Genomic DNA, 22,117 nt, shown 5'->3' on the forward strand with positions numbered 1-22,117 from the left:
CATCCCCTGGTGGGCCGGCGGCCTGACCGACATCGACAACGGCGTCATGCTCTGTTGGTTTCACCACCACTACATCGACCGCGACGGCTGGAAGATCCGCATGGTCCGCGGCTCACCCCACATCAAAGCCCCACCCTGGTACGACCCCCACCAGAACTGGCACCCCGCCAACCAGAACCGCGCCCGCACCGCCTCGACCGCCCGGCACTGACCCAGGTCCCCGGTCTCGACAGGCTCGACCACCGCCACGCTCACGGTCGCAACCCCGGTGGTCGAGCCTGTCCCCGGTGGCCGAGCCTGTCCACGGTGGTCGAGCTTGCCCCGGTGGTCGAGCTTGTCCCGGTGGTCGAGCTTGTCGAGACCCCCTTGCGTGTCCTGGTCTCGACAGGCTCGACCACCGGCTGGCTCACGGTCGAAGCCCGGTGGTCGAGCTTGTCGAGACCCCCTTGCGTGACCTGGTCTCGACAGGCTCGACCACCGGCACCCCCGGCGCGGTCGAGGCCCGGCGCGGTCGAAGCCCGGTGGTCGAGCTTGCCGAGACCGCCCCGGGCAGGGTCGGGCCGGCGTCAGGCTCCGGCGACGGGTCTCCGACGTCGACCGGAGAGGTCTGCTCGGAGCCCGCGTACACTGACTGGCATGTTCACATCGTGCAGTCCAGCAGCTCCTGGCCCGTCCGCATGAGGGCCGTCGTCTACGACCGGTACGGCCCGCCGAACGTGCTGAGGGTCGAGGACATTCCGATTCCGATGCCGGGCGCGAACCAGGTACTGGTGGAGGTGGCCGCGACATCCGTCAACCTCACGGACTGGGAGGGGCTGCGGGGAACGCCCATGTACGCGCGAATCGGCGGGCTGCGCTCCCCGGCTCGCCGCGTGCTCGGCTCCGACATCGCCGGTCGCGTCGCAGCCGTCGGCTCCGGCGTCACCAGGCTCCACCTGGGCGATGAGGTGTACGGCGACAATCTGGGTCTCATGGGTGGATTCGCGGAGTACGCAGTGGCACCCGAATCGGCGCTCGCACTCAAGCCCAAGGGTCTGTCCTTCGCCCAGGCCTCGACCCTGCCGCAGGCAGGGTCGATCGCGTTTCAGGGAACGGCCCGCGTTCGCCGCGGTCAGCGCGTGTTGATCAACGGGGCGGGTGGCGGAGCGGGCTCGTTCGCGACGCAGCTTGCCGTTCGGGCCGGAGCACACGTGACTTGCGTCGACAACGCGGGCAAGCTGGACTACCTGCGTACGCTCGGCGCCGACGAAGTGGTCGACTTTCGACGCTCGGACTTCACCCGGCTTGAGCCGTTCGACCTCGTTCTCGATCTCGTCGCGCACCGATCCGTGCTCGCCTACCGACGGGCATTGACACGAGGTGGCCGCTACCTTTTCGTCGGCGGCAGCGTGCGCACGCTGTTGCGGGTCGTGACGGTTGGGGCTGCACTCGGCCTACTCACGGGGAGGCGGCTGGGACTCCTCATCGCGAGGCAGGGGCCGTCGCATTTCGTTCCCGTCGCTGATCGGGTCCTGGCCGGCGACCTGCGCATCCACATCGATCGCACTTTCCCACTGGATGAGGTGGCGCAAGCGCTGGCCTACGTCGGTGAGGGGCGCGCGCTAGGCAAGGTGGTCGTCACGCCCTGACGTCGGATGCGCACGGCAGGTCAGCCAGGTCCGGTTCCGGGCTCGAGAATCACCACGTCATGCTCTGCGCCCGCACGGCCTCGGCCGCCCGGCACCAGCCCGGGTGACCGGGCCTCGACAGGCTCGACCACCGGATGGCTCACGGTCGCAAGCCCGGTGGTCGAGCTTGTCGAGACCCCTTGCGTGACCTGGTCTCGACAAGCTCGACCACCGACAAGCTCGACCACCGATTGGCTCGACCACCGATTGGCTCGACCACCGATTGGCTCGACCATCGGCTGGCTCGACCACCGATTGGCTCGACCACCGTGGACGGCAGGGCCACCGGGCGCACCTTTCGCTGAGTGGCCATATCGTCAGGATCGACCATGCTCCGTGAATGTAGAACCGTCCCCCTCCCGCGGACAGTGTCCGGCTTCAAGAGGACCCTGGTTTCCCCGAAACTGAACCGATAGGCCGCCTACGTCGTTGGTATCAGTAGCGGGCTCAGGTTCCGGGCCCACTCAGTGCAAGCGACAAAGGAGACGATCGTGCACCTCACTCGAACGGGCCGGATACTCACCGCGGCCACCGCTACCGCCCTTGCCTTTACCGCATTCTCCGTCGCGCCGGCCTTCGCTGACGGCGGCGACGACTCCCGCGGCGGCCACTCCGTCGTGCGTGTCCACCTCATGGGAAGCCAGCCGGCTCCGGCGAGCCCGGTCATCGCCGGCATCAACCCCGGGGTTGCGCCCTGGGTGAACGACCGGAGCACTGCCCGCGTGCGAGAGGACGGTCGGATCAGGGTGGTCATTCGCGGTCTCGTGATTCCGCCGCCGCGCGGCACCGGGGTCAACCCCGTCGCATCCGTCGTCGCCACCCTGGTCTGCGGCGACACCGTCGCGGACTCAACCGATCCGTTCGCTCTGAGTCCGGCCGGCGACGGGCGCACCCGCGACACCATCGCGGTGCCGGAGGGCTGCGCCGACCCGACCGTGCTCATCCAGCCGGCGGCGAACCGGACGGTGTACATCGCCTCCGGGATGTCCAGTCGAGACCACGAGCGGCACGACGACGAGTAGGCGGCTCCGAACGCGAGGTTCCGGGCTCGCTGCGGCCGTGCTACTGCGGGTCGGAGGGCGCGGGGCCTGGCTCGTTCCGATCGTGGGCTTCCAGGCTCTTGAACATGATGTGGAGGCCGACGAATCCCTGCTCCGCGTGCTCGAACGCTCCGGGAACGGTCCCGATCACCTCGAAGCCGAGGGAGCGCCACAGTTTCACCGCCGGCTCATTCGTCTCGACCACGGCGTTGAACTGGATACCCCGATAGCCGGCTGACCTGGCCCAGTCGACCACGTGGATTCCGAGGGCGCGGCCGACACCCTGACCCTGCGCGACGGGATCCACCATGAAGCTCGCGGTGGCGATGTGGGATCCCCGCCCCGGCCGGTTTGGTCCCAGGATCGCCGTCCCGACGATCCTGCCGTCGATCTCCGCGACGACGGTGCGCTCCTGGCCCAGCCAGAGCAGCCTGGCGGCGTCGGAGGACAGTCCGGCCGGGTAGGAGTAGCTGCGCCCGTCGGCGACCACCGCTGCGAAGATCGGATAGATCGACGGCCAGTCCGACGGGACCGCGTCACGGATGTCCACGGTTACTCCCCCACCTGCAGCGGCGCGGCGACGAACGGCATGAGCCGATGCTACATCTGGCCGTCGACGAAGGCCGCGAACTCCTGCGGATCGTCGATGGCTCCTCGGTATTGTGCACCGTTCACGAGCACCGTGGGTGTGCCCTGGATGGATTCGATCTCCGAGTCGGGGATCGGCCCGATCAGGGCAGCCTTCGTGTTCTCCTGCGACCAGGCGAGGTAGCGCCCGCTCGCCACGCAGTCCGCGAAGTCGAGATTGGCACCCTGGAGTGCGACCAGCTCGTCGTCCGTGAGCCCGGGCGAGTTCTCGGCCGGCTGGTGCGCGTACAACGCGGCCAGGTAGTCGAGCGTGGACTCCGGGCGCAGGGTGGCCTGGCAGGTGAGAGCGGCGGATGCCCTCGAGGAGTAGTCGGTGCCCTGCGACGCCGGGTCGAGGAAGGTCAGCGCGTGCAGCCGCAGGGTGATGGCGCCGGCATCGACCGCGGCGCTCAGCCGGGCGCCGTTGGCGACCTCGAACTGCTTGCAGTACGGGCACATCGGGTCGAAGTAGACGTCGACGGTCGTCGGGCCGGTGCCGACGGCGAGGTAGCCCGCGTCGAAATCGGCGGCGCCCACCTGTCCTGTCAGGGAGGAGGAGTCGGACGGTGCTTCGGAGGGCGTGTCGGAGACGGACGGGAACGGCAGGGCCGCACCGCCGGCGACGGCCGCGATGATGGCGCCGAAGGTCGCCGCGAAGGCGATGGCGAGCACCACGAACAGCGCCGTGGTGGCGATGCCGACGTAGCCGATGATCAGGCCGGCGAGGGCCAGGCCGCGGCCGGCTTCGCCGCGCTGCTTGATCTGGCCGAGCGCGATGTGGCCGGTGATGACCGCGACCAGGGAGACGAAGAACGACGAGACGAGGGAGACGATCGCCAGCGTGTTGGTCGTCGGCTTCGGCGGGAATGGGATGTACGGCTGCTGGCCGTAGCCCTGCGGGTACTGGCTACCCTGCTGCGGGTCCGTCGGCTCGATGGTCATGATTCTCCCCCTGGTGACGTGCTACGCGGATGGTGCGGTTTGGGCGATCCGGCCGAGCAGTCCGTTGACGAAGCCGGCCGAGTCATCCGTCGACAGGATCTTCGCGGACTCGACCGCTTCGTCGATCGCGACCGCGTGCGGCACGGCGTCGTTGAAGAGGATCTCCCAGATGCCGATGCGCAGGATTGCGCGGTCGACCGTGGGCATCCGGGCCAGGGACCAGCCCTGCGAGTAGGTTTCGATCAGTTCGTCGATCTCCTCGCGGTGCTCGACGACCCCGTCGACGATGTCGCGGGCGTAGAGCCAGGAGGCCATCCGTGCGGGCTCGTTCGCGGCCCGCTCGGCTTCGACGGCGAGCGACTCCGGGATGGTCGTCTGGCGCACATCGGCGGCGTAGAGGATGTCGAGGGCGCGCTTGCGCGCCTTGGTCCGTGCGCTCACTAGTTGACGCGGCCCAGGTAGTCGCCGGTGCGGGTGTCGACCTTGACGCGGGTGCCCTGCTCGAGGAACAACGGCACCTGGATCTGGAAGCCGGTTTCCACGGTGGCCGGCTTGGTGCCGCCGGTGGAACGGTCGCCCTGGAGGCCGGGCTCGGTGTAGGTGATCTCGAGCACAACGGATGCCGGCAGCTCGACGTAGAGCGGGTTGCCGTTGTGCAGGGCGATGGTCACGTTCTGGTTTTCGAGCATGAAGTTCACGGCGTCGCCGACGACGACGGCCGGCACGTGCAGCTGATCGAAGTCGGAGACGTCCATGAAGACGTAGGAGTCGCCGTCGGCATACAGGTACTGGAAGTCCTGGCGGTCGACGTTCTCGGTCTCGATCTTGGCACCGGCGTTGAAGGTGCGGTCGACGGTCTTGCCGGTGACGACGTTCTTCAGTTTGGTGCGAACGAACGCACCGCCCTTGCCCGGCTTGACGTGCTGGAAATCGGTGACTGCCCAGAGCTGGCCATCGATGTTGAGGACGACGCCATTGCGGATATCGGCGGTTGATGCCATGGAAGGATGTTCCGTTCAATTGGTTCAATTAGGAAGGTGCGCGGCCGAAACGGCCTCAGACGAGTGTAGTTGGCCTCGGGCCGTGAGCCAAAGGGAGCCTGCGGCCCGGTCAGACGGCGGCCGGCGTCAGAGCGAACGGGTGATGAAGTCCAGGGCGAGCCGGTAGGAGTCGAACCCGAATCCGGCGATCACGCCGGTGGCGACGGCGCTGACCACGCTGGTGTGGCGGAAGGTCTCCCGCGCGTGCGGGTTGGACAGGTGTACCTCGACTAGGGTGATGCCCGCCTTGGTGACCAGGGCCGCGGCATCCCGCAGCGCGTAGCTGTAGTGGGTGAACGCGGCGGGGTTCAGGATGACCGGGATGCGTTCGTCGACGGCCTCGTAGAGCCAGTGGATCAGCTCGGCCTCGTCGTCGGTCTGGCGCACGTCCACCGTGACCCCCTCCGGGGCAGCCTCCGTGAGCATGGTGCGCAGCTGCTCGAGGTTCGCCGAACCGTACACATCGGGTTCGCGACTGCCGAGGCGTCCGAGGTTCGGACCGTTCAGGACGAGGACTGTGCTCATCCACCCAGCCTAGGGGGCAGACCTCAGCTCAGGCACGGAGCTCGCAGACGCCATCGTCGTGCGCCACGAACATGCCCGTGATCGTCAGGACCTTGCCGAAGGCAGCTGCCAGTTCCCCGGCCCAGGCCTGGTCGGGAGCCGTCAGGGCCGCCGAACCCGGCCGCTCGAGGGTGAGGATGACGCTGCCGCCGGGGGCGAGTTCGCCGAGGAGGTCGTTCAGCCTGGTCGCCAGCACGGTCACACTTCCGGGCTCCGGGCGCAGCGGGATGCCGTCCACCGGGATCAGCAGTGGCAGCTGTCGGCCGTGACGGTCGAGCAGCATGAACCAGAGCTGGGGTTGGATCGCGTGCCCGACGAGGTCGCGCACGCGCTCCCGCGCCTCTTCGATTGTCGTCACCGGGGCGGAGTCTTCGATGCGGAGCGAGGGTGTCATGCCGATCAGGATGCGCCCGACCTGCCCCGGCGCCGCGGCAGTGCACAGGTTTGTCCCCGCCGGCCCCCGGTGGAGGAGAACCGGCGACCCCGGTCAGGTGAACGAGTCCATCAGGCGCGACCGGATCAGGAACCGCACCCCGCGCGGTGCCTCCACCGAGAAACCGCTCCCCCTGCCAGGGACGACGTCGACGGTGAGGAAGGTGTGGCTCCAGTATTCGAACTGCTCGGCGGAGATCCAGAAATCGATCGATCGCGGCTCCGCCCCGGCGGGGGCGATGTCGAGGCGGCCGAGCAGCACGTCACGGTCCGAGGTGATGAATTCCCCGGCCGGGAAGCACATCGGTGAACTGCCGTCGCAGCAGCCGCCGGACTGGTGGAACATCAACGGGCCGAATTCGTCCCACAGCTCCCGCAGAGTGACGACGGCCGTGGCGCTGAGTTCGACCCGGGGCAGGTTCTCCCCCGGCACGGTGATGGTGCCGACGACGATGGCCGTGGATGCGGGTTCGTACATGGTCTGGTTCTCCTCCGTGTGACGCGTGGGTGGGGTTCGAACGGGGAGAGGGCCGCCGCCGATTCGGCGGCGGCCCTCTCCCGGCGATCCGCTCCGGTTAGAAGAAGCCGAGCGGCTCTTCGGAGTACGACACGAGCAGGTTCTTCGTCTGCTGGTAGTGGCCGAGCGCGAGCTTGTTGTTCTCACGGCCGATCCCGGAGCTCTTGTACCCGCCGAACGCGGCGCCGGCCGGGTAGTGGTGGTAGTTGTTGATCCAGACCCGGCCGGCATGGATGTCGCGTCCCGCCCGGTAGGCCACGTTTCCGTCGCGCGACCAGACGCCGGCGCCGAGCCCGTAGAGGTTGTCGTTGGCGATCGAGATGGCGTCGTCGTAGTCGGTGAAGCTCGTCACGGCGAGCACCGGGCCGAAGATCTCCTCCTGGAAGATGCGCATCTTGTTGTTGCCCTCGAAGATGGTCGGCTCGACGTAGAAGCCGCCGCTCAGGTCGCCGCCGAGGTCCACCCGCTCGCCACCGAGTGCCAGCCTGGCGCCCTCCTGCTTGCCGATGTCGATGTAGGAGAGGATCTTCTCGAGCTGGTCGTTGCTGGCCTGCGCGCCGACCTGGGTGTCCGTGTCGAGCGGGTTGCCCTGGATCGCCTTCCGGGTGCGCTCGACGGCGGTGGAGAGGAAGCTCTCGTAGATCGGCTTCTGCAGCAGCGCCCTGCTGGGCGCGGTGCACACCTCGCCCTGGTTGAAGGCGAAGAGCACGAAGCCCTCCTGCGCCTTCTCGTAGAAGCTGTCCTGCTCCTGGGCGACGTCGCTGAAGAAGATGTTCGCGCTCTTCCCGCCGAGTTCGACGGTGGCGGGGATGATGTTGGCGCTGGCGTACTGGAGGATCAGCCGGCCGGTGGTGGTCTCCCCGGTGAAGGCGATCTTGCGGATCCGCGGCGACGACGCCAGCGGCTTTCCGGCCTCCAGTCCGAATCCGTTGACGATGTTCAGCACGCCGGGCGGCAGGATGTCGCCGATCAATTCGATCAGAACCATGATCGAGACCGGGGTCTGCTCGGCCGGTTTCATCACGATCGCGTTTCCCCCCGCGAGGGCCGGGGCGAGCTTCCAGACGGCCATCAGGATCGGGAAGTTCCAGGGGATGATCTGGCCGACGACGCCGAGCGGTTCGTGGAACTGGTACGACACGGTGTCGTTGTCGAGCTCGGCATGGTCGCCGTCCTGCGAACGGATCGCGGCGGCGAAGTAGCGGAAGTGGTCGGACGCGAGCGGCAGGTCCGCGTTCAACGGCTCCCGGATCGGCTTGCCGTTGTCCCAGGTCTCGGCGACGGCGAGCAGCTCGAGGTTGGCGTCGATGACGTCGGCGATCTTGTTGAGCACCGCCGCGCGCTCGGTGGCGGTGGTCTTGCCCCAGGCCGGTGCGGCGCGGTGGGCGGCGTCGAGGGCCAGTTCGATGTCCTCGGCGGTTCCGCGGGCAACCTCGGCGAACGGTTTGCCGTCGACCGGGGAGATGTCCTCGAAGTACTGGCCCTTGACGGGCTTGACCCATCCGCCGTTGATCCAGTTCTCATACCGGGGCTTGAAGGTGACTAGCGAGCCGGGGGTTCCGGGCTTGGAATAGACGGTCATGTTCTCTCCTCGTCGACGACATTGTCGGTGGGTGCCGCGTGCTGCGGACCTGGCGTCGAGCCTAGGAAAGGGAAGGTTGCTTCACCGTTGCGGCGGGTTGCGGGCATCCTCTGCCATGCCGGCCGGGACGAGTTCCGCCTCGATCCGCTTCAGCCTCGCCACCACGGAGGCCCGCTTGGGCGAACGCGCGGGCAGCAGTTCGAGGCACGCCCGCCACACCTCGCTGTCGTAGGTGGCCTCGTCGGTGCGCGCATACTCGAGCAGGAGTTCGGCCGAGGCGTCGCTGAGCATCGCCTCCCGCAGCCGCGCGCTGACCTCGGCCCGGATCTCGACGATGCCGGGCGCCGTCGAGCTCGGCAGCACCGGTCCCCGGTACGCCCCCAGGGCCACCCGGTGGGCTCCCCGTTCGAGCAGCGCGAGCACGCGGAAGGCGTCGAGGTCGACGGCCGACTCGAGGCGGTACGGGCGGGAGGCGATGCCGATCCGCGGGGTCGCCTGGTCGAGCACCCGCCGCAACCGCACCATTTCGGCGCGGAGGTTGTCGACGGAGTTGGACTGGTCGCTCAGCATCAGCGAGAGACGGTCGGCGGACAGGCCGTCGCGGTTCCACGCGAGCAGGGTGAGGATCTCGGCGTGCCGCGGGCTGACCACCACGGAGGTCGCCCCGTTTTCGAGCCTTCCGTGATCCCGCCCGAGGACGTCCAGGCGAGCGGGCAGGGAACGAAGAGGCGCACTCGGCACCATGGCCGGCACCGTCGGCGCCGCGGTGGAGGGCCTGGTCACCCGAGGCCGGCCGGCCGGGCGGCTCAGCCGCTGGATCCGCAGCTCGGCCTCCATCGCGGCGACGGCCGCCTCCACCAGCGGGAGGGTCTGCGGTGCCACCGCCTCCGCGCCGCCGGTGATGTCGATCACGCCGAGGATCGCCCCCGTGTCCGGGTCGTGGATCGGCACCGCGGTGCAGCTCCACGGATGCGCGAGCTGGCTGAAGTGCTCCGCGCGCTGGATCTGGATGCCGTGGTCGAGGGCCAGCGCCGTGCCGGGCGCGCTGGTGCCGACCCGGCGCTCCGACCAGTCGGACCCCTCCACGAACAGCATTTCCTCGGCCTTCCGCCGAACGACGCGGTCGCCGTCGATCCAGAGCAGGCGGCCGAGTTCGTCGCCGATGGCCACGATCAGGCCGGAGGCGAAGGCGTGCCGGATCAGCAGGTTGTGCACCACGGGAAGCACGGCGGCGAGCGGGTGCCGGTCCCGCAACTCCCGGAGTTCCTCGGCGCTGAGCTCGCGCTCCGGCGCCGGCTTCGACGGGTCGAGCCGGAGGGTGAGCGACCGGTCCCAGGACTCCCGGACCAGGCGTCGCACGCCGGAACGCACGATCCGGTCGGTGAGCGCGGCCTCGTGCGCCTGTTCCAGTTTCACGAACAACTCGGGGCCCGGGTCGCCGGCCGGATCAACGGTCCACGGACTCGTCACGTCAACCTCCGATCGGCTCTGGTCAGGGTCGACCGGAGTTCATCCCCCGGTCGCTAGTCATTCTAGGCACACCTGACCGGATGCTTGCTCAGCCCGCGAGATCGGCCGCCGGTCAGGACCCGATTTCCTGGTACGCGGCGAAAAGGATCGAGGCGTCCGGTCCTTCGAGCACGGTCGGCTTGCCGATGTCGTCGAGCACGATGAACCGCAGCATCCCGCTGCGGGTCTTCTTGTCCCGCTGCATGGTGGCCAGGAGCGTGTTCCACCGGCCGACCGGGTAGCTGGTCGGCAGGGTCAGGGACTCGAGGATGCTCCGGTGCCGGTCGACGGCCTCGTCCGAGAGCCGCCCGCTCAGCCGGGCCAGCTCCGCGGCGAACATCATCCCGACGGCGACGGCGGCGCCGTGGCGCCAGCCGTACCGTTCGGCGTGCTCGACGGCGTGGCCGAGGGTGTGCCCGTAGTTGAGGATCTCCCGCAGCCCGGACTCCTTGAAGTCCTCTCCGACGACGCGCGCCTTCATCTCGATCGCGAGCTCGAGCACCCGGCGGAACTGGGGTGTCGTCGGGTCGGTCACCGCCGCGACGTCCGCTTCGACGATGTCGAGGATCTCAGGAACCTGGATGAAGCCGGCCTTCACGATCTCGGCGAAACCCGCGAGGATCTCGTTGCGAGGGAGGTCGTCGAGCACGTCGAGGTCGCAGACCACCGCGGCCGGCGCGTAGAAGGTGCCGACCAGGTTCTTGCCCTCGGCGGTGTTGATGCCGTTCTTGCCGCCGACCGCGGCGTCGACCATCCCGAGCACGCTCGTCGGGATCTGCACCAGACGCACCCCGCGCAACCAGGTCGCGGCGACGAAGCCGGCCAGGTCGGTGACGGCGCCGCCGCCGAAGCCGATGACGGCATCCGTTCGGCTGAAGTCGGCCTGGCCCATCACCTGCCAGCAGAAGGCGGCAACCTCGACCCGTTTCGCGGCCTCGGCGTCCGGCACCTCGGCGATCAGCACCTCGTAGCGGCCGAGGAGGCTCTCGCGCAGGGCCACGGCCCTCGCGCCGAGGGTGGAGGTGTGCACGATCAGCACCTTGGCGACCTTGTCGCCGAGCTGTGCGCTGACGTCGGCGACGAGGCCGCGGCCGACGAGCACCTCGTATGGTTCGGTGCCGCTCACCCGGATCACGGTCGTCGCCGCTGCGTCGCGGGTCGGCACGGTGGTCTCAGGCACGGTGGATTCAGGCACAGTGGTCTCAGGCACGGCGGATTCAGGCACGATAGCTCCGGTCACGATCTCTTTCTTACCCATTTCACGACGTCTCTGGCGATGACGTCAAGCGGTCGGTGTGAGGTGTCGAAGCGCACGTTCGCCAGGGCTTCGTAGAGAGGACGGCGTTCGGCGTAAATGCGTTTCCAGTCGGCGAGACCGTCCTTCAACAGCGGGCGTTTCCCGCCGCCGATGCGCGCCTTGACGGCATTCGCGGACACGCTCAGGTAGATGACGGTGCACCGGGCGAGGGCGGCCCGGGTGGCAGGGTCGAGCACGGCTCCGCCGCCCAGGGACACCACGGCATCCTCGGCGATGGCGTCGGCGACGGCCTGGCGTTCGAGGGCGCGGAAGTGCTCCTCGCCGTTCTTCTCGAAGATCTCGCGGATCGGACCGTGATCGGCGACGATCCGGGTGTCGGTGTCGATGAACGGCAGCTCGAGGGTCCTGGCGACCCGGCGGCCCACCTTCGACTTCCCGGAGGCCATCGGCCCGATCAGCACCAGGGGCAGCAACGGATGATCCGTCACGCTCTCCACCCCGACCCGGCCGGGATCGTCGAGCGGCGACCGATCACAGGGAGGCGTCGCTCGACGCGCCCGTTTTGAGGTTCGCCGGGATGTGCGCGAGGTAGGAGTCCAGGTTGCGCCGGGTCTCCTCGAGGGCGTCGCCGCCGAACTTCTCGAGCACCGAGTTGGCGAGCACGAGGGCGACCATGGCCTCGGCGACCACTCCGGCGGCCGGCACGGCGCAGACATCCGACCTCTGGTGGTGGGCCGGGGCGGCCTCGCTGGTGGCGACGTCGACGGTGCGGAGCGCGCGCGGGATCGTGGCGATCGGTTTCATGCCGGCCCGGACGCGCAGCACGGTTCCGGTGCTCATGCCGCCCTCTGTACCGCCGGCCTTGTCGCTGACGCGCTGGATGGCCCCGTCCGCCTGGACGAGTTCGTCGTGGGCGTCGGAGCCGCGGCGGGTCGTGGTGAGGAAGCCGTCGCCGACCTCCACCCCCTTGATCGCCTGGATCCCCATCAGCGCGGCCGCGAGCTGGGAGTCGAGGCGACGGTCCCAGTGCACGAACGATCCGAGCCCGGGGGGCAGGTTGTAGGCGAGCACCTCGACGACACCGCCCAGGGTGTCGCCCTCCTTGTGCGCGAGGTCGACTTCGGCGACCATCAGGGCAGAGGTCGCGGCGTCGAAGCAGCGCAGCGGGTCGGCGTCGAGCAGGTCGACGTCGGCAGCGGTCGGCAGCGGTGAGTCCTCCGGGACGCGGACCGGCCCGATCGCGAGGGTGTGGCTGACCAGGGTGATCCCGAGTTCGGCGAGGAAGGACCTGGCGATCGCGCCGAGGGCAACCCGGGCGGCGGTCTCCCGGGCACTGGCGCGTTCGAGCACCGGGCGGGCCTCGTCGAAGCCGTACTTCTGCATCCCGGCCAGGTCGGCGTGACCGGGGCGGGGGCGGGTGAGCGGGGCGCCACGGCCGCGGGTGGTTGCCGAGGCGTCCACCGGTTCGGGGCTCATCACCTCGACCCATTTAGGCCATTCGGTGTTGCCGATCCTCAGGGCGACCGGACCGCCGAGGGTGAAGCCGTGCCGCACTCCCCCGGAGACGTTCAGTTCGTCCTGTTCGAACGACATCCGGGCGCCTCGGCCGTAGCCGAGTTTGCGGCGCGCGAGATCGAGACGGATCGCATCAAGAGAGACCGGGATTCCAGCGGGCAAACCCTCGACAATGGCGATGAGTTCGGGGCCGTGGGACTCTCCGGCGGTGAGCCAACGAAGCATGCGTTCATTCTTCCACAGGCTGTCGGGTCAGCGCGCCGCGCATCGCCGCGAGCACCGCGTCCTCGCCGGGCAACGGTTCGAACGGATCCCCGGTCACGAAGATCCGCACCTGGACGAGGGCCTGGTGCAGCAGCAGTTCCAGTCCGGAGATCACCGTGCCTGCCGCCTCGAGCCAGGACGACGCCAGGGCGCTCGGCCACGGCGAATAGCTCACGTCGAAGAGCAACGCCTGACTGCGCAGCGGGGCGGGGAATTCGTCCCGGGGGGTGACGCCGCCGGGCAGGGTGCTGATCACGAGGTCGCTGGTGCGGCCGGGCTCTGAGGTGCCGGCCCAGGAGGAGACCGTCACGACGACCCCGACGCTCCGGCCCAGTTCGACCAGCGGGGCGCCCTTCGCGGGGGTGCGCGCGAGCACCTCGACCGCTTCGGCGCCCAGTTCGGCGGCGGCGACGACCGCCGAGGCCGCGGTCGCGCCGGCGCCCAGCACGGTGACGTGGCGCGCACGCCGCATCCCGCCGTGGGCGAGGGCCCTGACCAGGCCGGTGACGTCGGTGTTGAACCCGTGCAGCGTGCGCCGGCCGTCGACCGAGCCGATCAGCACGGTGTTCGCGGAGCCGGTCACGGTCGCGACCCGGTCCAGGCCGGCGAGGTGGCCGAGCACCTCGTGCTTCAGCGGCATGGTCAGGGACAGGCCCCGCCAGTCCGAGTCGACACCGGCGAGGAACTCGCCCAGGCCGCCGGCCGGAACGTCGATCGCGTCGTAGCGCCAGTCGAGGCCGAGCGCCGCGTACGAGGCCCGGTGCAGGGCCGGCGACTGTGAGTGGGCGATCGGCGAGCCGAGCACGGCGAGCCGGGTGCCAGCGGGGGTGCCGGTGAACGAGGTGGACTCAACCATATTCGGGGTTCTCCTTCATCCAGGCCTGCCATTTCACAACGGCGGCTTCGTGTTCGTCCGCGGTGGTGGAGAAGATCGTTTCGCGCGTTTCCTGGTTCCATGTCACGAAGTAGAGCCAAGGCCCATCGGCGGGGTGAAGAGCCGCATCGATCGCGACTCTACCCGGATTAGAGATCGGGCCGACCGGCAGCCCAGGATGGATGTACGTGTTGTAGGGGTTAGAAGCGTCGGCCCGCTCCGCATCCGTCGTGGTCACCACGTGGGTCTTGCCGGTTCCGTAGGCGACCGTGGCGTCGGACTGCATGCGGCCGCTGTCCCATTGAGCGGGGTCGGTGCGGTTGTGGAACACCCTCGATACTTTGAAGAAATCGTTCGGACCTGCCTCTTTCTGAATTAGCGCGGCAAGTACGATTGTGGACCAGCGTCGCTCGGGTGCCACGCCAGCCCTATCAAGGGCCTGAAACTGACTGTCGACGAGTTTCTGCAGGGCGTCGTGGGCGCTCAGGCCCGGCGGAAAGCTATATGTGTCCGGGAAAAGAAATCCTTCAAGAGTTTTCGCCTCCGCTGGAAGCCCGAAAGAAGCAACGTCGGCCGCCGCGGTCTGCAGCTCGGCCAGCGGAATGTCCGTGCCCTCCGAAAGCAGTTGCAGGACGTCGACAGCGACGGTGCCTTCCGTGATCAGAACCGTCTGATTAAGGTGGCTTGCCGGGTCGAGCAGGCGGTCGAGCGCGGCTCGTCCGCTCATTTTGGTGGAGAGTTGGTAGGCGCCGGGCTGGAACACCGGCGCGGGCGACTCCTTGCGCAGCAGGTCGTAGAACGCGTCAAAGCTCTTCACCACGTCCTGGTCGGCCAGGGCCTGCGCGATGTCCTGCCCCGTCTCGCCGTCGTGGATCATGAACACGACCTTCTTCCCGCCGGTGCCCGTGTAGTCGGCCGGGCCCTGCACGCTGGCGACCAGCTGGGCGATCGGCCCCTGCAGGAATGTCGCGGCACCGGCGGCGAGGCCGGCCAGGACCAGGAACACCACCAGGCACCCCCAGGCACCCTTCCGGCTGCGCTTCTCCCGCGGCGGGGCGAGCTGCGTGCGACGGCCGGACCTGGTGCCGCCGATGTGCGAACCGCGGATGGCTCGCCGGGACGGCAGCGGTGTCACCGGGGCGGCGGCGAGCGGTTCCGCCTCCGCGGCTTCTTCCCCCTGTGCCCGTCCGCCGAGGAACGCGTCCCAGTCGACGGAGTCGGGAACGCGGGGCGGATCAACGGGCTCGGGGGGAAGATTCGACACGGTTACGGCCCTTCGGTCGGAGCTACGGGCGAGCCGGGTGGTTTTCCGAGGGCACGTTCGGTGTCCAGGGCATGCTGCAGAATTATAGTCGCGGCCACCTGGTCGACCACTGGGCGCTGGGTCTTCGCCTTCCGCCCGGCGGCCCGGAGCACGGACTGGGCGGCGACGGTGGACAGTCGCTCGTCGACCAGCCGCACCGGCACGGCCAGGCTCCGCGCGAGCACCTCGGCGAAACCGACGGCGTCGTTGGTCGACGCCGTCCGGTTGCCGGAGAGGGCCAGGGGCAGGCCGACGACGACCTCTATGGCACCGAGCTCGGCAACCACGGCCACGATCCGCACCACGTCGGTCGTGCCGGAGTGGTCGCGGCTGACGGTCTCAACCGGCGTCGCGAGCATGCCGTGCGGGTCGCTCCTGGCCAGCCCGATCCGGGCGGTACCGACGTCGACCCCGACCCGCACGCCGTGACGCACCGGTCAGCCCGCGACGCTGGTGCGAACGGCTGACAGGGCGGCCGGGATGGCCGCGACGTTCGTGCCGCCACCCTGCGCGAGGTCGTCCTTTCCGCCACCGCCGCCGCCGAGGATCCCGGCGACCTGCTTGGCGAGGGAACCCGCACGGTGGCCCGCGTCCCGGGCCGCCTGGTTGGTGGCGACGATGACGACCGGCTTGGCGGCGACCACTGCCGCGAGGGCGACGACCGCCGGTTCGCTGCCGAGGCGTTCCCTGGTGGCCGTGATCAGCATCCGCAGGTCGTCGGCGGAGCCCAGGGTGCCGAGGTTCTCGGCCACGACGCTGACGGAGCCTGCGCGGGCCGCGGTGGCCACCAGCGCGGGCACCTTGTCGGCGAGCTCCCTCGCCTCGAAGGCGGCGATCTTCTTCTCGGCGGCCTTGAGGTTCATCACCAGGTCGTTGATGCGCTCGGGCAGTTGTTCCTTCGGTGTCTTCAGGCTCGAGGTGAGCAGGGACACGATGGACCGCTCGGCGGCGAGGTCGCGGAACGCCTCGAGGCCGACGAGCGACTCGACCCGTCGGTTGGTGGAGCCGACGGACGCCTCGCTGACCAGGCTGATCATGCCGATCTCGGCGCTCGTCGCCACGTGAGTTCCGGCGCAGAGCTCCCGCGACCACGGGCCGCCGATGTCGACGACGCGCACGCGGTCCCCGTACTTCTCGCTGAACAGGGCCATCGCGCCGAGGGCCCTGGCCTCGGCCAGTGGAAGCTCCCGGGTGGTGACCGGCAGGTTGTCTCGGATGGCGTTGTTGGAGATCTCCTCGATCTCGCTGCGCGTCGCCGGGGACAGCGCCTGGTTCCAGGAGAAGTCGAGGCGGAAGAATCCGGCCTTGTTGTACGAACCGGACTGGTGCGCGTTCGGGCCGAGCACCTGACGGAGGGCGGCGTGCAGCACGTGGGTGCCGGAGTGCGCCTGGCGGGCGCCGCGGCGCCAGTCGGGGTCGACCACGCTGGTGGCCTGGTCGCCGACGCCGACCTCACCGGAGGCGACCTGGACCTTGTGGCTGATCAGGCCCTTGACGGGCTTCTGCACGTCGATGACCTCGAGCTCGTAACCGGTGCCGACGATGAGTCCGGCGTCGGCCTCCTGGCCGCCGGATTCGGCGTACAGCGTGGTCTCGGCGAGGATCACCTCGGCGATTTCGCCGGCGACGGCGCTGGTCACGGAGACGCCGTCCACGATGATGCCCAGCACGGTCGACTCGGTCTGCAGCGTCTCGTAGCCGGTGAAGATGGTTTCACCCTCCGCGCGGAACAAGCTGTAGACGGAGAGGTCCGCGAGGTGCGTCTTCTTCGCTTTCGCGTCGGCCTTGGCCATCGCCCGCTGTTTGCTCATCAGGGTGTCGAAGGCATCGCGGTTAACGCTGAGCCCGGCCTCCTCTGCCATTTCGAGGGTGATCTCGATCGGGAACCCGTAGGTGTCGTGCAGGAGGAAGGCGGTCTGGCCGGGGAGGACGCTCTTGTGGGCCTCCTTCGTCTTCGCCACGGCCAGGTCGAGCACGCTGCTGCCGCTGGCCAGCGTGCGGAGGAAGGTCTCCTCCTCGGCGTAGGCGGCCTGGCTGATCCGGGAGAAATCGGCCTGGACCTCGGGGTAGGCGCTCGCCATCGCGTCGCGCGATGCAGGGAACAGCTCGGTGAAGGATGCCGTGTCGACTCCGAGAAGGCGCATCGCCCTCACGCTGCGGCGCATCAGCCGGCGCAGGATATAGCCGCGGCCCTCGTTGGACGGCATGACGCCGTCGCTCATCAACATCAGGGAGGAACGCACGTGGTCGGCGACGATCCGCATCCGCACGTCATCGTCGTGATTCGCTCCGTACCGGCGACCGGACAGCTCCGCCGCGCGGTCGAGGACCGGGCGGACCTGGTCGATCTCGTACATGTTCCGGGCGCCCTGTTTGAGGAAGGCGACGCGTTCGAGTCCCATGCCGGTGTCGATGTTCTTCTTGGGGAGGTCACCGAGAATGACGAAGTCGTTCTTGCCGGTGCCCTCGCCGCGGAGATACTGCATGAAGACGAGGTTCCAGATTTCGACGTAGCGGTCGTCGTCAGTGGCAGGACCGCCGTCGACGCCGTAGGCCGGGCCGCGGTCGAAGAAGATCTCGGAGCAGGGTCCGGCGGGGCCGGGCTGGCCGGTCGACCAGTAGTTGGTGTCCATGCCGAGGCGCTGAATGCGCCCTTCCGGCAGCCCGAGGGCCCTCCAGTAGCGGAAGGCCTCATCGTCATCCTGGTAGACGGTGACCCAGAGGTCCTTCTCCGCGAACCCGTATCCGCCGCCGGCTTCCGACGTCGTCAGCAGCTCCCAGGCATAGCCGATCGCCTGTTCCTTGAAGTAATCGCCGAACGAGAAATTCCCGTTCATCTGGAAGAACGTGCCGTGGCGCGGCGTCTTGCCGACCTCCTCGATGTCGTTGGTGCGGATGCACTTCTGCACGCTGGTCGCCCGGGGGTACGGGGCAGGCACGAGACCGGTCAGGTACGGCACGAACGGCACCATGCCGGCAACCGTGAAGAGCAATGTGGGGTCGTCGCTCACGAGCGAGGCGGAGGGGACAACGGTGTGCCCACGATCCGCGAAGAAGTCGAGCCAGCGCCCGCGAATTTCAGCAGTCTGCATGTGTTCCGTAGTTCGTTGTGACGAGGTGGAGAGGGTTGCCGGATGGGCAGCCTACGGCTTGGCCGGCTTTCCGATGGCGTCGCCGGAGTCGGTCGCTACGTCGGCGACGTCACCGATCGCGTCGCGCAGTTCGGCCTCGCGCTTGCGGTAGCCCTCGGAGATGGCTTCGCCGAACTCGCGGGCCTTCGTGTCGAGGTCGCTGAAGAACTGCTTGCCCTGACGCGTCTTGCTGGCTTCGCGGGAAACGACAAGCCCGACGCCGACGCCGACGACGAACCAGATGAAGTTCTTCATGACAATGCTCCCTGAGAGGTGTGGAGACCCGGATGCGGGTTAGGACATGCGTTGGACGGCTGTTGTGGGTCGTTCACACCGTCGAACACGGGCAGGCCGTCGAATCCCAGACTCGACCGGCACCTTTCCAGCGTAGCCGACCTTGCACTGTCTCCGATTGACGGACTCCTGCCATCCGCGCGAGCCCCAACTCACCGCCGATGGTCATGTGTGTTCCGAATTCAGGAGAACAGCCCGCATTCACTGCCCTGGCGGGCATCCGTCGCACTGTTCCGGGCTCGACACCTGAATTCGGTACGCACGTCACGGGCAATCTCGATCCCCGGGCGTCGGTGATCGCGGAGCACCCGGCCGGCCAGCAGGGGCAGCGACTAGCCGCGCCCGCGACGGGCGCGGGACGGCCGGGCGGCCAGGAAGGCGGCGCGGACACCGGCCGAGAACCCCGCCAGCTTGACCAGCGGGCCGCCGACGGTTGCCGCGACCAGCGCGACGAGGGCGGAGACGTTGCCCGTGACATCCGCCACATTCCCGGTGATGGTGTCCAGCCTGGCCAGCTGTTTGTTGGTTTCCTGGATGGTGGTCGTGGTCTCCTCGAGGAGGGGCGTGACGTTCCGGCTCAGTTCGCGGATGGCCGCTGTCGTCTCGTCGAATACACGGCCGAGTTTGACGAGCGGAACCGCGAGCACGCCGACAAGTACCGCGAACACGGCGGCCGCGATCAGCCCGGCGATATCCCCACCTGACATTGACAACCATCCATTCCGGATTCGGCATGCGACGAAGCGCCGCACGGGGAACAGCGCGGCAGGAGAAAAAGCAAAGAGCGGACCACCCCAAGGGATGATCCGCTCTCCAGCGTAGTTCACACGCGCCGCCAGACGGCGACAGCGTAGTTCACACGCGCCGCGCACCGGCGATGCGGATGAATCGGGGCCTAGCGGGCCGCGTAGTACTCCACGACGAGCTGGACTTCACAGGTCACGGGGATTTCGATGCGCTTCGGGCGACGCACGAGGCGCGCCTGCAGCTTGTCGATCTCGACCTCGAGGTACGGCGGGAGCTTCGGGAGCACGTCGACGTGACCGCCGGCAGCTGCAACCTGGAACGGCTCCATGCCTTCGCTCTTGGCCTTGACGTGGATGAGCTGGCCCGGCTTCACGCGGAAGGAGGGGCGGTCGACGAGCTGGCCGTCGATCAGGATGTGACGGTGCACCACCATCTGGCGGGCCTGCGCGGTGGTGCGGGCGATGGCCGAACGCACGAGGAGGGCGTCGAGACGGGTCTCGAGGATCTCGACCAGGTTTTCACCGGTCAGGCCCTGGGCGCGACGTGCCTCTTCGAAGGCGATCTTGAGCTGGGCCTCGCGGATGCCGTACTGGGCACGTAAGCGCTGCTTTTCGCGAAGGCGCACCGCGTAGTCGGAGTCCGTCTTGCGCTTGGTGCGGCCGTGCTCGCCCGGAGCGTAAGGACGCTTCTCGAGGTAGCGCGCGGCCTTGGGGGTCAGGGCGATGCCCAGTGCCCGCGAGAGGCGGGTCTTACTGCGAGTACGTGACTTGGTAGACACGGTGTCCTTTCGATGGAACTGCAAACAAAACGGGGAATCCAGGGCGTTGGCGCTCTCGAGGAGAACGCCGGACGTCATGGGAGATCAGAGGGGTGGTGCCACGAGACCCTCGGCTAGAGAGGAATCCCCTCAACGTGGGTCTGGACGCAGCCGCATTCCAAACCGGTTGTAGGCCTGATCAGGTTACCACAGCGGGAGTTCCCCCTACGCTCCTCCGTGCGCCCGACGGTGTCCTACCGGCCGCGGATGATCCGGCGCAGTTTCGCGAGCCGGGCAGACACCTCGCGCTCGTTGCCGTGCTCGGTGGGTTCGTAGTAGGTGACCGATCTGAGCTCGTCGGGCGGGTACTGCTGGGCGAGCACGCCGAGGGCGTCGTCGTGGGGGTACTTGTAGCCCTTGCCATGCCCGAGGCGTTTCGCCCCGGCGTAGTGGGCGTCGCGGAGGGGCTTGGGAACCCGCCCGGTCTTGCCTGCCCTCACGTCGGCGATGGCCTTGTCCAGCGCCAGGTAGGCGGCGTTCGATTTCGGGGCGGTCGCGAGGTGCACCACGGCCTGGGCGAGCGGGATGCGACCCTCCGGCATTCCGATCAGCTGCACGGCGTCGGCGGCGGCCACCGCGATGACCAGGGCCTGCGGGTCGGCCATGCCGATGTCCTCCGACGCCAGCACGATGATCCGGCGGGCGATGAAGCGGGGGTCCTCCCCTGCCTCGATCATGCGCGCGAGATAGTGGAGCGAGGCGTCGACATCCGAACCGCGCACGGACTTGATGAACGCGCTGATGATGTCGTAATGCTCATCGCCGTTCCGGTCGTAGCGCAGCAGTGCCCGGTCCACGGCGAGCGAGACGATTTCCGTGGTGATCAGCGCCGGTTCGACGGAGCCTGGTTCGAGCGCGGTGGCCGCCGAGACGGATGCCGCCTCCAGCGCCGTCAGCGCCCGCCGGGCGTCGCCGGAGGCGAGGCGGATGATCATGGCCCGGGCGTCCGCGTCGAGCGTGAACCGCCCGGCGAGGCCGCGAGGGTCGGTGACGGCCCGGTCGACGACGATGCCGAGGTCGTCGTCGCTCAGCGTCTCGAGCGTGAGCAGCAGCGACCGCGACAGCAGCGGGGAGATGACAGAGAAGGACGGGTTCTCGGTGGTGGCGGCGACGAGGATGATCACGCCGTTTTCGACCCCGGGAAGCAGCGCGTCCTGCTGGGCCTTGCTGAACCGGTGGATCTCGTCGAGGAACAGCACGGTGGACAGGCCGTAGAGGTCGCGGCTCGTGCGGGCCTCCTCCATCACCTGGCGGACATCACGCACCCCGGCGTTCACGGCGGAGAGTTCGACGAACCGGCGCCCTGAGCTGTGCGCGATCGCCTGGGCGAGGGTGGTCTTGCCGGTTCCGGGCGGACCCCAGAGGATGACGGAGACGGAGCCCTGCTCCCCCGTCTTGTCGCTGGCGAGGCTGACCAGCGGGGAGCCCGGGGTGAGAAGGTGCCGCTGCCCGGCAACCTCGGCCAGCGAGGTCGGGCGCATCCGTACCGCGAGGGGTGTTGCGCCGCTGCGCAGACCCGGTTGAACATCGACCATGAGTCCAGCGTAGTTTGTGCCGGTGACGGGGCCGATCAGGCATCGGTGCCTGCCCGCGCGGCTGAACGGCCGCCAAAGGTTGCTGGCGTAGAGTTCAACGTGGTCTGGGCCCGCGCGCGTGCCCCGATTTTCCCTGTCTGACCTGGCCCGTGTGGCAGCCCCTGGAGGATTCGACGTGGTACCGAACAAGAAGCAAGACCGCGCAACCCGCGAGGCCAGGTCACGCGTCCGGGCGTACCAGGCCCGGCGTGCCGTGCACGAGCGCCAGGAGAAGCGTCGCGTTCGGGACAACGTGTTGGCCGGCGCCGGCGTCACCGTCGTGATCGTGCTCGCCATCGTCGCCCAGATCTTCTTCTTCAACGGCGGACCGGGCACCCCCGCGCCGTCGGCGTCCGCCGCGGCGACGCCTGCCGCCACGCCTGCCGCCACGCCCACCGCCGCAGCCGGGGCCAACACGGG

23 protein-coding genes and 1 pseudogene are annotated in these 22,117 nt (G+C 68.7%); 4 read left to right on the forward strand and 20 right to left on the reverse strand.

Going from position 1 to position 22,117, the window contains the following annotated elements; genetic code table 11:
• The 3 genes and pseudogenes from E3T48_RS16855 to E3T48_RS14605 form a co-directional block, all read left to right on the forward strand.
• Positions 1–211 (forward strand): annotated as a pseudogene (locus E3T48_RS16855) (hypothetical protein); the annotation flags it as partial.
• 211 nt (positions 212–422) lie between these two features.
• Positions 423–1,628: an NAD(P)-dependent alcohol dehydrogenase gene (locus tag E3T48_RS14600; RefSeq protein ID WP_241986843.1), complete on the forward strand. Its 1,206-nt coding sequence runs from the start codon at positions 423–425 to the stop codon at positions 1,626–1,628.
• 530 nt (positions 1,629–2,158) lie between these two features.
• Positions 2,159–2,689 carry a hypothetical protein gene (locus E3T48_RS14605; protein ID WP_134524767.1) on the forward strand — a complete coding sequence of 177 codons (531 nt, stop codon included), beginning with the start codon at positions 2,159–2,161 and terminating at the stop codon, positions 2,687–2,689.
• Between the two features lie 40 nt (positions 2,690–2,729).
• Here E3T48_RS14605 and E3T48_RS14610 read toward each other — a convergent pair whose 3' ends face one another.
• From E3T48_RS14610 to E3T48_RS14705, 20 genes are all read right to left on the reverse strand, one after another.
• On the reverse strand, positions 2,730–3,257 hold the full coding sequence (locus E3T48_RS14610; protein WP_134524768.1) for a GNAT family N-acetyltransferase: 528 nt from the start codon (positions 3,255–3,257) through the stop codon (positions 2,730–2,732).
• A gap of 50 nt (positions 3,258–3,307) precedes the next feature.
• Positions 3,308–4,276 carry a DUF4190 domain-containing protein gene (locus E3T48_RS14615; protein WP_134524769.1) on the reverse strand — a complete coding sequence of 323 codons (969 nt, stop codon included), beginning with the start codon at positions 4,274–4,276 and terminating at the stop codon, positions 3,308–3,310.
• A 21-nt stretch (positions 4,277–4,297) separates the two neighbouring features.
• A complete protein-coding gene (gene nusB / locus E3T48_RS14620) occupies positions 4,298–4,717 on the reverse strand; it encodes a transcription antitermination factor NusB (RefSeq protein ID WP_134509224.1) in 420 nt (139 codons plus the stop codon).
• Positions 4,717–5,277 (reverse strand): elongation factor P, encoded by a 561-nt coding sequence (gene efp, locus E3T48_RS14625; RefSeq protein ID WP_104100509.1) that lies wholly within the window; start codon positions 5,275–5,277, stop codon positions 4,717–4,719. The genes nusB and efp overlap by 1 nt, the downstream gene beginning before the upstream one ends.
• 126 nt (positions 5,278–5,403) lie before the next feature.
• Positions 5,404–5,841 (reverse strand): type II 3-dehydroquinate dehydratase, encoded by a 438-nt coding sequence (locus tag E3T48_RS14630; protein ID WP_134524770.1) that lies wholly within the window; start codon positions 5,839–5,841, stop codon positions 5,404–5,406.
• 28 nt (positions 5,842–5,869) lie between these two features.
• Positions 5,870–6,274 carry a hypothetical protein gene (locus tag E3T48_RS14635; RefSeq protein WP_134524771.1) on the reverse strand — a complete coding sequence of 135 codons (405 nt, stop codon included), beginning with the start codon at positions 6,272–6,274 and terminating at the stop codon, positions 5,870–5,872.
• 93 nt (positions 6,275–6,367) lie between these two features.
• Positions 6,368–6,790 (reverse strand): DUF779 domain-containing protein, encoded by a 423-nt coding sequence (locus tag E3T48_RS14640; protein WP_134524772.1) that lies wholly within the window; start codon positions 6,788–6,790, stop codon positions 6,368–6,370.
• A gap of 97 nt (positions 6,791–6,887) precedes the next feature.
• Positions 6,888–8,411, reverse strand: a complete 1,524-nt coding sequence (exaC, locus tag E3T48_RS14645) for an acetaldehyde dehydrogenase ExaC (RefSeq protein ID WP_134524773.1) — start codon at positions 8,409–8,411, stop codon at positions 6,888–6,890.
• An 81-nt stretch (positions 8,412–8,492) separates the two neighbouring features.
• A complete protein-coding gene (locus E3T48_RS14650) occupies positions 8,493–9,881 on the reverse strand; it encodes a sigma-54-dependent transcriptional regulator family protein (protein ID WP_241986844.1) in 1,389 nt (462 codons plus the stop codon).
• A 112-nt stretch (positions 9,882–9,993) separates the two neighbouring features.
• On the reverse strand, positions 9,994–11,115 hold the full coding sequence (gene aroB / locus E3T48_RS14655) for a 3-dehydroquinate synthase (protein ID WP_420898384.1): 1,122 nt from the start codon (positions 11,113–11,115) through the stop codon (positions 9,994–9,996).
• A 41-nt stretch (positions 11,116–11,156) separates the two neighbouring features.
• Positions 11,157–11,666: a shikimate kinase gene (locus tag E3T48_RS14660; protein WP_338145245.1), complete on the reverse strand. Its 510-nt coding sequence runs from the start codon at positions 11,664–11,666 to the stop codon at positions 11,157–11,159.
• A gap of 43 nt (positions 11,667–11,709) precedes the next feature.
• On the reverse strand, positions 11,710–12,918 hold the full coding sequence (aroC, locus tag E3T48_RS14665; RefSeq protein WP_134524775.1) for a chorismate synthase: 1,209 nt from the start codon (positions 12,916–12,918) through the stop codon (positions 11,710–11,712).
• 4 nt (positions 12,919–12,922) lie between these two features.
• Positions 12,923–13,813, reverse strand: coding sequence for a shikimate dehydrogenase family protein (locus E3T48_RS14670; RefSeq protein ID WP_134524776.1), 891 nt, complete (start codon positions 13,811–13,813; stop codon positions 12,923–12,925).
• On the reverse strand, positions 13,806–14,840 hold the full coding sequence (gene mltG / locus E3T48_RS14675) for an endolytic transglycosylase MltG (protein ID WP_241986845.1): 1,035 nt from the start codon (positions 14,838–14,840) through the stop codon (positions 13,806–13,808). Before mltG ends, E3T48_RS14670 begins: the two co-directional genes overlap by 8 nt.
• A gap of 257 nt (positions 14,841–15,097) precedes the next feature.
• Positions 15,098–15,568, reverse strand: coding sequence for a Holliday junction resolvase RuvX (gene ruvX / locus E3T48_RS14680; RefSeq protein ID WP_174844183.1), 471 nt, complete (start codon positions 15,566–15,568; stop codon positions 15,098–15,100).
• Positions 15,569–15,571: 3 nt separating this feature from the next.
• On the reverse strand, positions 15,572–18,226 hold the full coding sequence (gene alaS, locus E3T48_RS14685) for an alanine--tRNA ligase (RefSeq protein WP_134524777.1): 2,655 nt from the start codon (positions 18,224–18,226) through the stop codon (positions 15,572–15,574).
• 51 nt (positions 18,227–18,277) lie between these two features.
• Entirely contained in the window at positions 18,278–18,520 is a 243-nt protein-coding gene (locus E3T48_RS14690; protein ID WP_134524778.1) for a hypothetical protein, read from the reverse strand.
• A 371-nt stretch (positions 18,521–18,891) separates the two neighbouring features.
• Positions 18,892–19,266, reverse strand: coding sequence for a DUF948 domain-containing protein (locus tag E3T48_RS14695; protein ID WP_134524779.1), 375 nt, complete (start codon positions 19,264–19,266; stop codon positions 18,892–18,894).
• 188 nt (positions 19,267–19,454) lie between these two features.
• A complete protein-coding gene (gene rpsD, locus E3T48_RS14700) occupies positions 19,455–20,084 on the reverse strand; it encodes a 30S ribosomal protein S4 (protein ID WP_134524780.1) in 630 nt (209 codons plus the stop codon).
• 233 nt (positions 20,085–20,317) lie between these two features.
• Positions 20,318–21,658, reverse strand: a complete 1,341-nt coding sequence (locus E3T48_RS14705; RefSeq protein ID WP_134524781.1) for a replication-associated recombination protein A — start codon at positions 21,656–21,658, stop codon at positions 20,318–20,320.
• Positions 21,659–21,833: 175 nt separating this feature from the next.
• Between E3T48_RS14705 and E3T48_RS14710 the strand changes: the two genes are divergently transcribed.
• Positions 21,834–22,117, forward strand: a 284-nt coding sequence (locus tag E3T48_RS14710) for a dioxygenase (RefSeq protein ID WP_134524782.1), incomplete at its 3' end; no start/stop codon positions are given.

The sequence above is a fragment of the Cryobacterium fucosi genome, from assembly GCF_004403515.1.
GTDB classification, from domain to species: Bacteria; Actinomycetota; Actinomycetes; order Actinomycetales; family Microbacteriaceae; genus Cryobacterium; species Cryobacterium fucosi.

What these genes read in the sequence shown, in the direction of transcription:
- alaS (WP_134524777.1), bottom strand. Translation starts at nt 18,226, where the DNA reads ATGCAGACTGCTGAAATTCGCGGGCGCTGGCTCGACTTCTTCGCGGAT.
- E3T48_RS14640 (WP_134524772.1), bottom strand. Translation starts at nt 6,790, where the DNA reads ATGTACGAACCCGCATCCACGGCCATCGTCGTCGGCACCATCACCGTG.
- aroC (WP_134524775.1), bottom strand. Translation starts at nt 12,918, where the DNA reads ATGCTTCGTTGGCTCACCGCCGGAGAGTCCCACGGCCCCGAACTCATC.
- E3T48_RS14690 (WP_134524778.1), bottom strand. Translation starts at nt 18,520, where the DNA reads ATGAAGAACTTCATCTGGTTCGTCGTCGGCGTCGGCGTCGGGCTTGTC.
- E3T48_RS14630 (WP_134524770.1), bottom strand. Translation starts at nt 5,841, where the DNA reads ATGAGCACAGTCCTCGTCCTGAACGGTCCGAACCTCGGACGCCTCGGC.
- E3T48_RS14615 (WP_134524769.1), bottom strand. Translation starts at nt 4,276, where the DNA reads ATGACCATCGAGCCGACGGACCCGCAGCAGGGTAGCCAGTACCCGCAG.
- E3T48_RS14705 (WP_134524781.1), bottom strand. Translation starts at nt 21,658, where the DNA reads ATGGTCGATGTTCAACCGGGTCTGCGCAGCGGCGCAACACCCCTCGCG.
- exaC (WP_134524773.1), bottom strand. Translation starts at nt 8,411, where the DNA reads ATGACCGTCTATTCCAAGCCCGGAACCCCCGGCTCGCTAGTCACCTTC.
- E3T48_RS14635 (WP_134524771.1), bottom strand. Translation starts at nt 6,274, where the DNA reads ATGACACCCTCGCTCCGCATCGAAGACTCCGCCCCGGTGACGACAATC.
- E3T48_RS14670 (WP_134524776.1), bottom strand. Translation starts at nt 13,813, where the DNA reads ATGGTTGAGTCCACCTCGTTCACCGGCACCCCCGCTGGCACCCGGCTC.
- E3T48_RS14695 (WP_134524779.1), bottom strand. Translation starts at nt 19,266, where the DNA reads ATGTCAGGTGGGGATATCGCCGGGCTGATCGCGGCCGCCGTGTTCGCG.
- efp (WP_104100509.1), bottom strand. Translation starts at nt 5,277, where the DNA reads ATGGCATCAACCGCCGATATCCGCAATGGCGTCGTCCTCAACATCGAT.